The following is a 14,620-nucleotide window of genomic DNA, read 5'->3' on the forward strand; positions in this document are numbered from 1 at the left end:
TCCAAGTATTATCTCATAAATTAATAAGAAAATAAAGAGAAAAATATTTTCTATTGACACAGAAAACAAACGATGTATAATGAATACATGAACAACAATTAAACTAAATAGGAAGCAAGGTGTTTTATGAATAAATATACTTTTCATTTGAAGGGACTAAATTGTGCAAATTGTGCTTCAAAAATTGAAAAAAATTTGTCTGAAAAAAATTATTTAAAAAATTTGAGATATAATTTTTTTAATGATGAGCTAGTTTTTGAATCTGATAGAAATTTAGATGAGTTAAAAAAAGAAATACAAAAAGTTGTAGATTCCATTGAACCGGGAGTCATTGTGATAGAAGACAAAAAAGAACTAGATGAACATGAAGAAGAGGAAGAAGATTATTCTATATATAAATCTATTTTTGTTCTTATAACTCTAATAATTTTAAACTTTGTAAATATAAGTGAGAAATATACTTTTGTTTTTTATATTGTTTTATACATAATAATTGGATTTGATGTTGTAAAATCTTCTGTTACCAAAATTATAAAGAGAAATTTTATGGATGAAAGATTTCTTATGACAATTGCTTCAATTGCAGCCATTGTATCTGGTGAATATAAAGAAGCTGTTGCTGTGATGCTATTTTATACTGTTGGAGAAATTATTCAAGACAAAGCAGTAGATTCTTCAAAAAAGTCTATTGAGGAAGCTTTAAAATTAAAGCCCGATTTTGCCAATTTATTAAAGGATGGGGAGATTATTAAAGTTGATCCAATAAATGTTTCTGTTGGAGAAAGGATAATTATTAAACCAGGAGAAAAAGTACCTTTAGATGGAAAAATTATAAAAGGGGTATCAAATGTGGACACATCAAATATTTCTGGAGAATTTGCTCCAATTTCTCTAGAAGTTGGAGATGAAATAACTTCTGGATTTGTAAATTTAGATTCTTCTCTTGAAGTTGAAGTCACAAAAGAATATAAAGAAGGAACTATTGCAAATATAATTGATATGGTTAAAGACGCTAGCACCAATAAAGCAAAAGTTGAAAAATTTATCACTCGTTTTGCTAAAATTTATACACCAATTGTAATTTTACTTGCAGTTGTTTTATTTATAGTTTTGATTTTTTTAAAAGATTTTACTTTTAAGAATGCAATTTATAGAGCGTCTATATTTTTAGTAATATCTTGTCCATGTGCTCTTGCTATTTCAGTTCCACTGACAATATTTGCAGGAATTGGTTCTCTTTCCAAAAAATCTATATTTGTAAAGGGTGGAAATTCTATTGAGGCACTTACAGATATTGATTCAATTGCTTTTGATAAAACAGGAACAGTGACTAAGGGTGAGTTTTCTATTGCAGAAGTTGAAGCAATAAAAGAGGACAAAAATAAAATTTTAGAAATTGCATCTGCTGGAGAGATGTACTCTACTCATCCACTAGGGAAAGCTATTGCGAGAAGTCATAAAACAAAAAAAATTCCTATGCATCTTAATAATATAGGTGGAAAAGGAATTGAATTTGATATTGATGGGGTAAATTATTTAGTTGGAAATAAGAAATTAATGGATGATTTTAATTTGAAATTGGATAGGAAGTCCAATTCAAATTGTATCGATGTTTTTGTTGCAAATACAAATGAAAAAGAAATTTTAGGTATAATTAAATTAAAAGATGAAATAAAAGAGGGAGTAAAAGATAGTATAGCTGATCTTCACAATAGAAATATTAAAACTTATATGTTTTCCGGTGACAAAGAAAATGTAGTTGCGGAAGTTGCAAAAGAAGCTGGCATAGATTATTTTAAGGGTTCACTCCTTCCAGAAGACAAGGTAAAAGAAATAAAAAAAATAGAAGAGGATAAGAAACTTGCTTTTGTTGGTGATGGAACAAATGATGCACCTTCACTTGCAAGTGCCTATCTAGGTATAAGCATGGCAAGTGGATCTGATATTGCAATTGAATCTTCAGATATTGTGTTATTAAGAAATGAAATTTCCTCTGTAGTTACAGCAATTGATATTGCAAAGAGAGTAAAAAAAATTGCATATCAAAATATTTTTATAGCTTTGGGTGTAAAAGTTTTAGTTCTTGTCCTTGGTGCAATAGGTTATGTTTCAATGCCTCTTGCAGTCTTTGCTGATGTAGGTGTTGCCTTAATATGTATATTGAATTCTCTTAGGGTATTTAGAAGCAAATAAAGCACAGTAAAAAACTGCGATTTATTACTTTTAATAAATAGTATACAGAGATTTTTAGTGATTTTATTAGATTTATAATATAAAAAACATTGAAAAAGTGTGTAAAAATACAAGTATTAGTTTATTTAAACTAAAGTTATAAAAATTTTATCATAAAAAAATTATAATAATTATTGAAAAATTAAAATTATTATGTTAATATAACAAAAGAAGATATGAATATAAAAATTCATAAATTTTGGTATATTTTTATGGAGGTAAATAAAATGGCATATGTAATTAACGATTCTTGCATCGCTTGTGGTGCATGTCAACCTGAATGTCCAGTTGGCTGTATTTCTGAAGGAGATATCTATGAAATTGATCAAGATCAATGTATAGATTGCGGTAGCTGTTCAGCTGTTTGCCCAGTTGGAGCTCCAAATCCAGAAGACTAATTAGTTTAGAAGAAGATAGGTATGGGCCTATCTTTTTTTTATGCCAATTTTTATTCTTATCATAATAAGAACATAAAAATAGTTTATAATGATAATGCAAATGTTAAGAAAAAGTTAAGAGCTATTTAATAAAAATCAAATATAAATTTAAAAAGGTATTGAATAAATAGTTGTGAAGTGTGATAATTAACTTCCACGACAAGATAAATTAACTAAGAATAAATTTAATTTTATTAGATATTTAACTTTTAAATAATTTTTTATTTTTTAATTTAAAACATACAGTAGGCTTTTATTTTTGAAAGGGGAAAGAAAAGTATGCTAATTCATATGGGATTAGATGTAGGTTCTACTACGGTAAAACTTGTAATCTTAGATGAAAAATTAAATATTTTGTATCAAACTTATAGAAGACATTTTTCTGATGTAAGAAAAACTGTAAGAGATGTTATAAATGAAGTTTATGATGATTTTAAATATGATACAGTTACAGTAAATGTAACAGGAAGCGGTGGACTCTCTGTTCACCAATTTTTAGATATAGATTTTATTCAAGAAGTTGTTGCAGGAAGAGAAGCAATATCATGCTTCATACCTCAAACTGATGTGGCAATTGAACTTGGAGGAGAAGATTCTAAGATAACATATTTAAGAGGGTCTGTTGAACAGAGAATGAATAGTATTTGTGCTGGAGGGACAGGAGCTTTTATTGATCAAATGGCTTCTCTTTTACAAACAGATGCTTCAGGATTAAATGAAATGGCAAAGGGATATGAAAAACTTTATCCTATTGCATCTAGATGCGGAGTGTTTGCAAAGACAGATGTACAAGCTCTAATAAATCAAGGTGCCAGCAAATCAGATATTGCTGTTTCTGTGTTTCAATCAGTTGTAAATCAGACAATTTCAAATCTTGCATGTGGAAGACCTATAAGAGGTAAGGTTGCATTTCTAGGAGGACCCCTACACTTTTTGCCAATGCTCAAAGAAAGATTTGTTGAAACACTAGACTTAGGTGAAGATGAGATAATTGCTCCAGAAAATTCACAAATTTTTGTTGCACTTGGAGCTGCACTTTCAAGTTTTGATTCTAAACCTATTTCTTTTGTGGAATTATTTAAAAGAGTAAATGCAAAGAAAGATATAAATATAAAAGAAAATGATGTGATGCCTCCTCTTTTTAAAAGTGATGAAGAAGTTAATTTTTTTAGAGAAAAACATAAAACAAAATCACTTAAAAAAGTTGATTTAAAAGATTATGAAGGACCAATTTATCTTGGGATTGATTCAGGCTCTACTACGTCAAAACTTGTTGCAATTACTGATAAAAATGAAATTCTATATAGTTTTTATGGATCAAATAAAGGAAATCCTCTAGATATTGCAATTGAAAATTTAAAAGAAATTTATAAAGAGAAAAATTCAAAATCTTATTTTGCAGGTTGTGGCACAACAGGGTATGGAGAAGAATTTTTAAAGGCTGCTCTTAATTTAGATTTTGGAGAAGTTGAAACCATAGCTCATTTTACTGCTGCTAAATATTTCGATCCTGAAGTTGATTTTATTTTAGATATTGGCGGACAGGATATGAAATCCATGAAAATAAGGGATGGAGTAATTGAGTCTATTTTATTAAATGAAGCTTGTTCAGCAGGATGTGGATCTTTTCTTGAAACCTTTGCTCGTTCAGTTAATATGAGTGCAAAAGAATTTGCAAATGAAGCTACAAAATCTAGAGCGCCTGTTGACTTGGGTTCTCGTTGTACAGTTTTTATGAATTCAAATGTGAAACAAGCACAAAAAGAAGGAGCATCTGTTCCAGATATATCTGCAGGACTTGCATATTCTGTAATTAGAAATGCAATTCAAAAGGTAATAAAGGTAAGAGATCCTAAGGAACTTGGAAATCATATAGTTGTGCAAGGAGGAACTTTTTTATCAGATGCAGTTTTAAGGGCTTTTGAAAATTTAACAGATGTTGAAGTTACAAGACCAGACATTGCAGGGCTAATGGGAGCACTTGGAATGGCACTTATAGCTAAAGAAAAATCAAGTGGCAAGTCAAGTATAATATCTGAAAAAGAGTTAGAAAACTTTGAGTATAAATCAATCTCAACAAATTGTAGACAATGCACAAATAATTGTGCACTATCTGTAAATGTGTTTCCAAATGGAAAGAGATATATCACAGGAAATAGATGTGAAAAGGGAGCAGGACACGTAAAGAGTAAAGAAGATGAGCTCTCAAATATGTATCGCTACAAATATGAAAGAGTATTTGATTATAAATCTCTTCCAGAGAAAGAAGCTAAGCGTGGAGTAGTTGGCATACCAAGAGTTCTAAATATTTATGAAAACTATCCTTTCTGGCATACCTTTTTAACAGAACTTGGATACTCTGTTGTACTTTCTGGGAAATCATCAAGAGAGGTTTATGAAAAGGGAATTGAAACAATTACAAGTGAAACAGCTTGTTATCCTGCAAAAATTACTCATGGACATATAGAAGACTTAATAGAAAAGGGAATTGACTTTATATTTTATCCTGCGGTTTTTTATGAAGAAAAGCAATTTAAAAATGCAGACAATACTCTAAATTGTCCCGTAGTGGCAGGATATTCTGAAGTTATAAAAAATAATGTGGATGACATAATAGATGGAAAAGTAAAATTTATGAATCCTTTTATTTCCTTTGATAATAGAAAAAAACTGGAAAAAAGATTATCTAATGTATTTGATTTTATTCCATCAAATGAAGTAAAAAAAGCAGTTAGAAGGGCTTATGAAGAACAAGATAGATATAGACTTGATGTTTTAAATGAAGGGAATAGAATTTTAGAAGAAGTAAAGAATAAGAACCAAAGGGCAATAGTTTTGTCTGGTAGACCATATCACATAGATCCAGAAATAAATCATGGAATACCTGAACTTATAAATAGTCTAGGACTTGCAGTTATTTCAGAGGATGCAATTGCAAGAAATGTAGAGATTGATTCAAGACTTAGAGTTTTAGACCAATGGAATTATCATTCAAGACTCTATAGAGCAGCAAAATTTGTTGGAGAACATGAGAATTTGGAACTTGTTCAATTAAATTCCTTTGGTTGTGGTATAGATGCCGTAACGACAGATCAAGTGCAACATATTTTAGAAGCATATAATAAAATATATACTGTTTTAAAAATTGATGAGGTTTCAAATTTAGGTTCAGTAAAAATTAGAATAAGATCTTTAATCGAAGCAGCAGAAAAAAGAGAATTTGAAAAAATTGATGCAGAATTAGAAGGATTACTAGATGATGATCCAGTAATGTTTACTAAGGAAATGAAAGAAAATTATACTATTCTTATGCCACAGATGGCACCACTTCATTTTAGTGTTTTTGAGCCAATAATGAGGCAAGAAGGAATAAATGTAGAAGTATTAAAGGATTCTGGGCATAAAGTTGTAAATGAAGGACTAAAATATGTAAATAATGATGCTTGTTATCCTTCGATATTTGTTGTAGGTCAATTTATAGATGCTGTAAAATCTGGAGAATATGACACTGACCACTTGGCACTTTTAATGAGTCAAACTGGAGGAGCTTGTAGAGCTTCAAATTATGTGGGATTTATTAGAAAAGCTTTAAAGGATGCTGGTTATGGTCATGTTCCAGTTATAGGACTTTCCTTCCAACAAATTGAAAAACATAGTGGATTTGAATTTGAAAAAAAACAACTTGCGAGAATGGGCAAGAAAATGGTACAAGGCATGCTCTATGCAGATTTAATTATGAAACTTACACAAGCTACAAGACCTTATGAAGTTATAAAAGGATCTTCAAATATACTGCGAGATAGATGGATTGACATAGTTACTTCAGAAAATTTAAATTATAGCAAGAAATCATTTATAGACAATGTAAATAAAATGGTTTCTGAATTTAATAGACTTGAAATAACTAATGAAAAGAAACCGAAAGTTGGAATAGTTGGAGAAATTTTAGTTAAGTATGACCCTGCAGCAAATAATTATGTGGCAGATCTTCTTGAAAAAGAAGGTGCAGAAGTTGTAATTCCTGATTTCACTGACTTTATGATGTATTCATTTAAAAATGCAAGAGCAAAGTCTGAAGAACTTTCAAAATCAAAACTTACTGCATTTATATGTGAAATGGGAATTTATTATGTTGAATCTTATAGAAAATATATAAGAGAAGCACTTGAACCAACAAGATTTGACGCACCAGAAAAAATTGAAGAGATAATAGATTATGCAAAGAAGTATGTAGATCTTGGAAATCAATATGGAGAAGGTTGGCTATTAACTGGTGAAATGGTTGAATTAATTGAGTCAGGCGTAGAAAATATTATCTGTGTACAGCCTTTTGGATGTCTTCCAAATCATATTACAGGAAAGGGAGTTATAAAAGCACTTAGAAACTCTTATGAAAAAGCAAATATAATTCCAATTGATTATGATGCATCGGCATCAGAGGTAAACCAATTTAATAGAATAAAGCTTATGCTTTCACAAGCAAGGAAGAATATGGAAGAAGGAAATAGTAAGTACGAAAAAGGATATTTAAAGAAAGCTGCAAGTGTAAAAAATTAAAAAATCCCCCTCACTTAGAGGGGATTTTTTATGTGTAAATTATTATAAAATTAAATTCTTTTGAAGATATTTTTCAAAGTTTCATCTTGCATTAAATTTTCTGTTTTGTCTTGTTTCTTTTTTTCATCATTGTAAACTGCTATGTCTTTTTGTGCTTTATAGTCTTTACCATTCATTGCACATTCAAAGGAATCTTTTGCTTCTTCAATTTGGACTTGAAAATCAGTTAAATCTTTTATAAGTTTTTTTGCAGCTTCTTCATCTTTATACATAATAGTTTCTTTAAATTCTGGTAAAACTTCTAAAGCTTTTTCACTTGCTTTTAAAGTATATTCGTGAGAACTTTTAAATTTTTGAGGTACATTTAAATTTTTAATTTTATCTACTGTTGAATTAATTTCAGCATTTGCTTTTTCGTAAGAAGCATTTAATTCATCGTCAGAAAGATTGGATGCATTTTCAAAAAAGCTAGTTTTTAAATTTGACATGGACTTATTTAAACTGTTTTGCAAAATTTTAACATCTTGTACATATTTTTCTTCTTCAACATTTAAATTTAAGTTGGAAGAAAGATTATTTATTATTACTTTAAAGTTATCCTTGTCCCACTTAACATCGGCTTTTAAATTTTCTGCAACAAATCTTAGAGGGACGAAAGTTCTCTCATTTTTAATCAAAGCTGGAGCATCAAGTTCTACTTCTTTTTCATTAACTTTTGCATTTTTTGAATCTATTTTTAATTCGATATTTACATCATTTCCAGAAATAGTAACTTTTCTAGAGTCATTATCCCATAAAACTTTGTATCCCAAAGTTTCGGATATGAACCTTATCGGAACAAGAGTCCTGTCGTTTTCAATAAAGGGTGATACATCTGATTTTATAATTTTTCCATTATATTCGATTGTAGGCGTTTTGTTTGCGAATACGTTTGTGCTTAAAAAAGCTAATAAAATTAGCGAAAATAAAATTGATTTAAATTTTCTCATAATTACCTCCATTATTTATCTTTATTATTTTCTTTAAGAATACTGTCACCATCTAAATTATTGTGAGTATTTAAATTAAAAACCTTTTCTACATAGGCTAGGTTGCTGTCCTTATCTCCTTGTATTTCTATAAAAGATCCATCTCTAGTAGTTGGAGTAACTTCTCCATTTTCATCATCTCTATAAAAAATTATATATTCACTATTTGGACTTAAAGTTTTTGGGATATCAATTACAATTTTTGAAAGGTCACCTTTATAATCTATTAGAAAAGATGTGTTCATTCCTTCAGCAGTGGAAGTTTGAATTCTGATTCTTGATATATAATCAGAATTTTTAATTAATTCGTCAAGTTCTTCCTTGTCAAAATTAGAAGTGGTCATTGTGTCTTTTTCTTTTTTATTTGTTGTAGAAACTTTTGTGTCTTCTGTCTTCTGATTTTTAGAATTTTTATTGCCACAGCCAACAAGACCTAGCACTAAAAATAAAGATATTAAAATAATAAAATTTTTTTTCATAATTACCTCCATTTTTAGTTAATTATATCATAAATAACTTAAATGAGAATTATATAATTTTAAATTAAATTCAATATGATATAATAAGAAGGGTGATAGAATGCCAAAAGATGTACTATTTATTTTGAAAAAATTAAAAGAAAAGGGATTTGAAGCATATATAGTTGGAGGATGTGTAAGAGATAAATTTATTGGGGTAGAACCTGAGGATTACGATATAACAACTTCAGCAAAACCTGAGGAAATAAAAGAAGTTTTTAGAGATTTTAAAAATATTTTAATTGGGGAAAAATATGGTACAGTTGGCGTTTTAATAAATAAAAAACTTTATGAAATTACAACTTTTAGAATAGATGGAAAATATTTAAATTTTAGAAAACCAGAAAGTGTAATATTTTCTGACAATCTCACTGAGGATTTAAAGAGAAGAGATTTCACTATTAATGCTATGGCAATTGATGAAAGTGGAAAAGTTTATGATCCCTTTGGTGGTAAAGATGATTTAAGGAAAAAAACTATAAGAGCAGTGGGAGATCCTATAAAAAGGATTCGTGAAGATGCAATAAGGATAATGAGGGCAATACGTTTTGCTGGAAGGCTGGATTTTTACATTGACGAAGAACTTTTTGATGCAATTAGTACTGAAAGAGAACTTTTGAAAAAAATTTCTCCTGAAAGAATTTTTGAAGAATTTTCTAAAATGATTACATCTGACAGACCATCAAGTTATCTTTTAATTATGGAAGAAACTGGGGTATTAGATGTGATTTTTCCAGAACTTAAAAGAACAGTTGGGTTCAATCAGTTTAGCCCTTTTCACGATAAAACTTTATTTGATCATCTTTTATGCGTAATGGATGAAGTAAAGCCTGATTTAACACTTAGGCTGGCTGCACTTTTTCATGACATATCAAAAGTTGATACTCTTACTATTGGGGATGATGGCAGAGGACATTTTTATGGTCATGAAATTTTAGGAGCAGATGTAGTTGCTGAAATATTAAAAAGATATAGAGTTTCTAATAAAATAATTGATAAAGTTAGAATTTTAATTTTAGATCATATGAAGGTACACAGCGAAATGTCCGATAAAGCTTTGCGAAGACAGATAAAAAGAGTTGGTAGAGAAAATGTAGAGGACCTCTACGATCTTTTGATTGCAGATTGTAAATGTACAAGAACAGATCGAGATGCGTCTTTTATTATAAATAGAAAAAATAGGGTAAAAAAATTATTAGAAGAAAAAGAGATGAAAACTAAAAAGTTTTTGGATATTGATGGAAACATTATAAAGTCAATGGGATTTAAAGAAGGACGGATTATTGGAGAAATTTTATCTGATTTAGAGGGTTTAGTTCTTGATGATCCGAGTAAAAACAATAGAGAATACTTAATGAAATATATAGAAAATAATTACAGGTGATATAATGACAAGATTATTTGGAACTGATGGAGTTCGTGGGATTGCAAATAAAAAGCTAACTCCAAATTTATGCTATGATATTGGAAGAGCTGCAGCCTTTGTGCTTGCAAAAAATAAAAGTGGAAAAGTTTTAGTGGGAAGAGATACAAGACTATCAGGTGATTTAATTGAATCAGCTCTTGTAGCTGGATTTATGAGTATTGGTCTAGATGTTGATATTGCTGGCGTTATTCCAACTCCAGGAGTTGCTTATCTTACAAGAACTGGAGATTACTTGTGTGGAGTTTCTATTTCTGCATCACACAATCCTTTTGAATACAATGGGATTAAATTTTTCTCAAGTGATGGTTTAAAGCTAGATGATTCTGTTGAGGATGATATAGAAGAAAAAGTTCTTTCAGGCACGAAGATTTATAAAGATGTGACTGGGGAAGATATAGGTAAAATTAATAGATCTTCCCAATTTACAAAAAAATATGTAGATTATCTAAAAACTTTGTCAGAAGAAAAATTTGATGGATTGAAAATTGCTGTTGATGCAGGGAACGGTGCTCAGTCACATATTGCTAAAGAAGTTTTAGAATCTTATGGTGCAGAAGTTAAGATAATAAATGACAAGCCCAATGGGAAAAATATTAATGACAATTGTGGCTCAACTAATCCTAATTTAATTGAAGAACTCGTAAAAAGTGAAAAGTCAGATATTGGAATGAGTTTTGATGGTGATGCTGACAGGATTATTGCAGTAGACGAGAAAGGAAATATAGTTGATGGAGATCACATTTTAGCAATTTGTTCCACATATTTAAAGAGAGATAATAAATTAAAAAATAATGCAGTTGTTGGAACTGTAATGTCTAATATGGGACTTAAAAAATATTTGGAAAGTATTGATGTAGATTTTGTGGAAACAAAAGTTGGAGATAGATATATACTAGAAAATATGCTACAAAATAATTATGTAATTGGCGCAGAGCAATCTGGTCATGTTATTTTCCTTGACTACAACACTACGGGAGATGGACTTGCAACTGGCATACATCTTTTGGAAATAATGAAAAAAAGTGGAAATAAACTTTCACAACTTAATGAACTTATGAGAGATTACCCTCAAGTTTTAAGAAATGCAAAAGTTCGAGATGATCTCAAAAATAAATATAATGAATTTTCTGAAATTGTAGATGCAATAAAAAATGTTGATGACAATTATAATGGAAGTGGTAGAGTTGTAATAAGACCTTCTGGTACGGAAGCACTTGTGCGTGTCATGATTGAAGGTGAAAATAAGGAAAAGCTAATTGAAGATGCAGAAAAATTAGTAGAAGTTATCGAAGACAAACTGGGAGTATAATTGAATGTATAAAATAATATCAGACACAAGTTGTGATCTAACAAAAGAAGAGATAAAGGATTTGGGGATTGAATATGTGCCCTTTAAAATATCTATTGATGATAAAGATTATATTGATGATGAAAGTTTAAATTTAAGTGAGTATTTAATTAATATGGAAAAGACAGAAAAGCCAATAAAAACAGCTTGTCCTGGACCTTTTGATTATTTAAATATTATAGAAAAAAGTATAGATAAAGATATTTATATTGTGACAATTTCTGGAAAACTTTCAGGATCTTATAATTCTGCTAAAATAGCCGAGAAAGAGGCAAGAGAAAAATATGACGATATAAAAATTCATGTAATAGATTCTAAATCAGCTTCCGCTGGACATACTCGAATTGTTTTAAAATTGTTAAATTTTGTAAAGGATAATGACTTTGAAAAAACTGTATCTTTAATAGATAGAGAAGTTGAAAATGAAACAACTATGTTTGTACTAGAAAGTATGAAAAACCTTATTAAGAATGGGAGAATTAAAAAGACAGCAGGACTCATTGCAAATGTTTTAAATATAAGGCCTATTATGATTTCAAATAATGGAGAGATAGAATTATTTGAAATAAATCGTGGAGTAAAAAAATCTCTAGATAAAATGATTAAAGCAATTGAAACAGAGTGCAAAGTTGGTGCATCTAATCTTGTGACAATTTCTTATGTGAAGAATAAAGAGCGTGCTGAAAATTTAAAGGAAAAAATAGAAGAATTATATGACGATGTTAAAGTTCATATAAGGCATACTAATGGTCTTTCTTCTGGTTATGCAGATATAGGAGGTATTGTAATAGCTTTTTGAGGTGAAGTATGAGTAAAGGTAATAGAAAAATTGAAGATAAATTTGATGAAAAAATAGATGACGCCTTTAGAGAAGAAAATTTTAAAGAAATTGGAGATATTATTGGAGAGAGTATTGATAATGCTATAAATGTCACAAAGGATTCAATTAAAAGATTTGTAAATAAAAATAAAGTTCAACACAATCTTCCTTATAGTGTGCAAAATGACGATAGAATAATAAACCAAAATCCAAAAACTGTAAAGAGAGTTAAGCACTTAGGATCTCTTGCTAAAACCTCTATAGTATGTCATCTTATTGCTCTTTTTTGGTTTCTAATGGATATGTTTGATACTTATGGTTCAATAAGAGAAGATTTACCAGCTTTAATTTTTTGGATAATTCCTGCACTTATTGTTTCTTTTTATGGAAATTATAGAATAAAAAAAAGCAAGGATCAGATTATTAGATTTAGAAAATACAATCGTGAAATTGGAAATAATACTGTGATTCCCGTTGCAGATCTTGCTGCCATAGCTGCAAAGCCAATTGATTTTACAATATCAGATCTTTTAAATATGATTGACAAAGATTATTATAGACAAGCAAGGATTGTTGAAAATGGAGAACTTTTCATTTTAGATTCAAAGACTTATAAACTTTATAAAGAAGAAATGTTAAAAGATCCAAAGGAAAGATATCAAGAAATTGAAGATAAAAACAATATAGAGCTTGCTGATGAACTTGCAGAGAAAGTAAAAAAAGAAGTTACAGAGCTTACAGAAATTGCAACTAAAGTTTCTGGTCCAATGGAAGAGAAGATAAAAGAACTTTTACAAATAGTTGGAAAGATTTTTGAACTTCTAAGGGAAAATCCAAACACTGCAAAAGACTTAAGTAAAGCTATAAATTATTATTTGCCAACAACAGTAAAACTTGCAAACTCTTATATAAAAATAAGTGAAAAACCGACAGAGTCTGTTAAGTCTTCTTTATTAGAAATAGAAAATACAATGGATACTGTAAATGATGCTTTTCTAAAAATTTTAGACAATCTTTATGAAGAAAAAATTATGGATATATCAAGTGATATGAGTGTGTTAAAATCAATGTTAAGACAAGAAGGACTTTTAGATGAAGATGAATTTAAAATTGGGGGATAAAAATGGATAGAGAAATAAAATTATCTCTTACAGATGATTTTGATGATTTAAAAGATAAAGATTCAAAAGAAGTTTATGAGGTCATTAATGATGATAAAGTCAAGTTGACACCAGAAGAAGAAAAACAAGTTGATGATTTTGCAAAATCTATTGACATAACAAATTCTAATATTATACTTCAGTATGGCGTTGGAGCACAAAGAAAGATATCTAATTTTTCAGAAAGAACTCTTGAAACAGTAAAGACAAAAGATCTTGGTGAAGTTGGAGATTTACTTTCTGGAGTTGTAAATGAGTTAAAGAGTTTTGATATTGATGAAGAAGACAAAAAGCTTGTTGGATTTTTTAAAAAACAGTTTAATAGTATGACTTCTGTAAAGACAAAATATGACAGTGCAGAAAAAAATGTAAATAATATAATAAAAACTTTGGAAGATCATCAAGTGACTCTTATGAAAGATATTGCTATGCTTGATCAGATGTATGAATTAAATGAATCTTATTACAAAGAACTCAGTATGTATATTTTAGCGGGCAAAAAAAAGTTAGAAGAAGCAACAAATGTGGAACTTCCAAGATTGCAAGAAAAGGCAGGAGAAACAAATTTACCAATTGATGCACAGCGTGCCAATGATTATGTGAATATGATAAATAGATTTGAAAAGAAGTTGCACGATTTAGACTTAACTAGAATGATTTCAATTCAAATGGCACCACAAATAAGAATGGTACAATCTTCAGATACTGTAATGGTTGAAAAAATTCAGTCAACAATTGTAAACACTATTCCACTTTGGAAATCTCAAATGGTGATTGCACTTGGAGCAAATCATTCAAAAGAGGCGGCAAGAACTACAAAGGAAGTAACAGATTTGACAAACAAACTTCTTAGAAAAAATGCAGAAACATTAAAGCAAACTACTGTTGATACTGCAAAACTTTCTGAGAGGGGAATAGTTGATATTGATACAATAAAACATACGAATGAACAACTTATATCTGCTCTAAATGAAGTTAGAGAAATTCAAATAGATGGGCACAAAAAACGTGAAGAAGCATCAATTGAACTTAGAAAAATTGAAGAAAATTTAAAATCTTCATTAGTTGAAATTGCTAATAAATAAAATTTTAAT

Annotated in this window: 10 protein-coding genes; 8 read left to right on the forward strand and 2 right to left on the reverse strand. The window is 29.3% G+C overall.

The genetic code is table 11. The annotated features are described in order from the left end of the window. Positions 1–126: 126 nt before the first annotated feature. The 3 genes from RH95_RS00115 to RH95_RS00125 all read left to right on the forward strand — a co-directional run bounded on the left by RH95_RS00115 (position 127) and on the right by RH95_RS00125 (position 7,226). Entirely contained in the window at positions 127–2,193 is a 2,067-nt protein-coding gene (locus tag RH95_RS00115; protein WP_010242048.1) for a heavy metal translocating P-type ATPase, read from the forward strand. Positions 2,194–2,459: 266 nt separating this feature from the next. After that, on the forward strand, positions 2,460–2,630 hold the full coding sequence (gene fdxA / locus RH95_RS00120; RefSeq protein WP_010242051.1) for a 4Fe-4S ferredoxin: 171 nt from the start codon (positions 2,460–2,462) through the stop codon (positions 2,628–2,630). Positions 2,631–2,948: 318 nt separating this feature from the next. Further along, positions 2,949–7,226, forward strand: coding sequence for a 2-hydroxyacyl-CoA dehydratase (locus tag RH95_RS00125; protein WP_010242052.1), 4,278 nt, complete (start codon positions 2,949–2,951; stop codon positions 7,224–7,226). Between the two features lie 50 nt (positions 7,227–7,276). On the opposite strand, the gene RH95_RS00130 is transcribed toward RH95_RS00125, so the two are convergent. After that, on the reverse strand, positions 7,277–8,215 hold the full coding sequence (locus tag RH95_RS00130; protein ID WP_010242054.1) for a copper amine oxidase N-terminal domain-containing protein: 939 nt from the start codon (positions 8,213–8,215) through the stop codon (positions 7,277–7,279). 11 nt (positions 8,216–8,226) lie between these two features. Further along, positions 8,227–8,733 (reverse strand): hypothetical protein, encoded by a 507-nt coding sequence (locus RH95_RS00135; RefSeq protein ID WP_010242057.1) that lies wholly within the window; start codon positions 8,731–8,733, stop codon positions 8,227–8,229. Between the two features lie 100 nt (positions 8,734–8,833). Between RH95_RS00135 and RH95_RS00140 the strand changes: the two genes are divergently transcribed. Genes RH95_RS00140 through RH95_RS00160 form a run of 5 tightly spaced genes read left to right on the forward strand, consistent with a single transcriptional unit; the run spans position 8,834 to position 14,611 of the window. Then, on the forward strand, positions 8,834–10,156 hold the full coding sequence (locus tag RH95_RS00140; protein WP_010242059.1) for a CCA tRNA nucleotidyltransferase: 1,323 nt from the start codon (positions 8,834–8,836) through the stop codon (positions 10,154–10,156). A 4-nt stretch (positions 10,157–10,160) separates the two neighbouring features. Continuing rightward, positions 10,161–11,507, forward strand: coding sequence for a phosphoglucosamine mutase (glmM, locus tag RH95_RS00145; RefSeq protein ID WP_010242061.1), 1,347 nt, complete (start codon positions 10,161–10,163; stop codon positions 11,505–11,507). A gap of 4 nt (positions 11,508–11,511) precedes the next feature. Then, positions 11,512–12,345: a DegV family protein gene (locus tag RH95_RS00150; RefSeq protein ID WP_010242064.1), complete on the forward strand. Its 834-nt coding sequence runs from the start codon at positions 11,512–11,514 to the stop codon at positions 12,343–12,345. Positions 12,346–12,353: 8 nt separating this feature from the next. Continuing rightward, complete coding sequence (locus RH95_RS00155; protein ID WP_010242067.1) at positions 12,354–13,487, forward strand: 5-bromo-4-chloroindolyl phosphate hydrolysis family protein; 1,134 nt, start codon at positions 12,354–12,356, stop codon at positions 13,485–13,487. Positions 13,488–13,489: 2 nt separating this feature from the next. After that, a complete protein-coding gene (locus tag RH95_RS00160; protein WP_010242068.1) occupies positions 13,490–14,611 on the forward strand; it encodes a toxic anion resistance protein in 1,122 nt (373 codons plus the stop codon). Positions 14,612–14,620: the final 9 nt, after the last annotated feature.

Source organism: Peptoniphilus rhinitidis 1-13, assembly GCF_000246925.1.
In the GTDB taxonomy this organism is placed as follows: domain Bacteria; phylum Bacillota; class Clostridia; order Tissierellales; family Peptoniphilaceae; genus Peptoniphilus_A; species Peptoniphilus_A lacydonensis.

What these genes read in the sequence shown, in the direction of transcription:
- glmM (WP_010242061.1), top strand. Translation starts at nt 10,161, where the DNA reads ATGACAAGATTATTTGGAACTGATGGAGTTCGTGGGATTGCAAATAAA.
- fdxA (WP_010242051.1), top strand. Translation starts at nt 2,460, where the DNA reads ATGGCATATGTAATTAACGATTCTTGCATCGCTTGTGGTGCATGTCAA.
- RH95_RS00160 (WP_010242068.1), top strand. Translation starts at nt 13,490, where the DNA reads ATGGATAGAGAAATAAAATTATCTCTTACAGATGATTTTGATGATTTA.
- RH95_RS00140 (WP_010242059.1), top strand. Translation starts at nt 8,834, where the DNA reads ATGCCAAAAGATGTACTATTTATTTTGAAAAAATTAAAAGAAAAGGGA.
- RH95_RS00150 (WP_010242064.1), top strand. Translation starts at nt 11,512, where the DNA reads ATGTATAAAATAATATCAGACACAAGTTGTGATCTAACAAAAGAAGAG.
- RH95_RS00125 (WP_010242052.1), top strand. Translation starts at nt 2,949, where the DNA reads ATGCTAATTCATATGGGATTAGATGTAGGTTCTACTACGGTAAAACTT.
- RH95_RS00155 (WP_010242067.1), top strand. Translation starts at nt 12,354, where the DNA reads ATGAGTAAAGGTAATAGAAAAATTGAAGATAAATTTGATGAAAAAATA.
- RH95_RS00130 (WP_010242054.1), bottom strand. Translation starts at nt 8,215, where the DNA reads ATGAGAAAATTTAAATCAATTTTATTTTCGCTAATTTTATTAGCTTTT.
- RH95_RS00135 (WP_010242057.1), bottom strand. Translation starts at nt 8,733, where the DNA reads ATGAAAAAAAATTTTATTATTTTAATATCTTTATTTTTAGTGCTAGGT.
- RH95_RS00115 (WP_010242048.1), top strand. Translation starts at nt 127, where the DNA reads ATGAATAAATATACTTTTCATTTGAAGGGACTAAATTGTGCAAATTGT.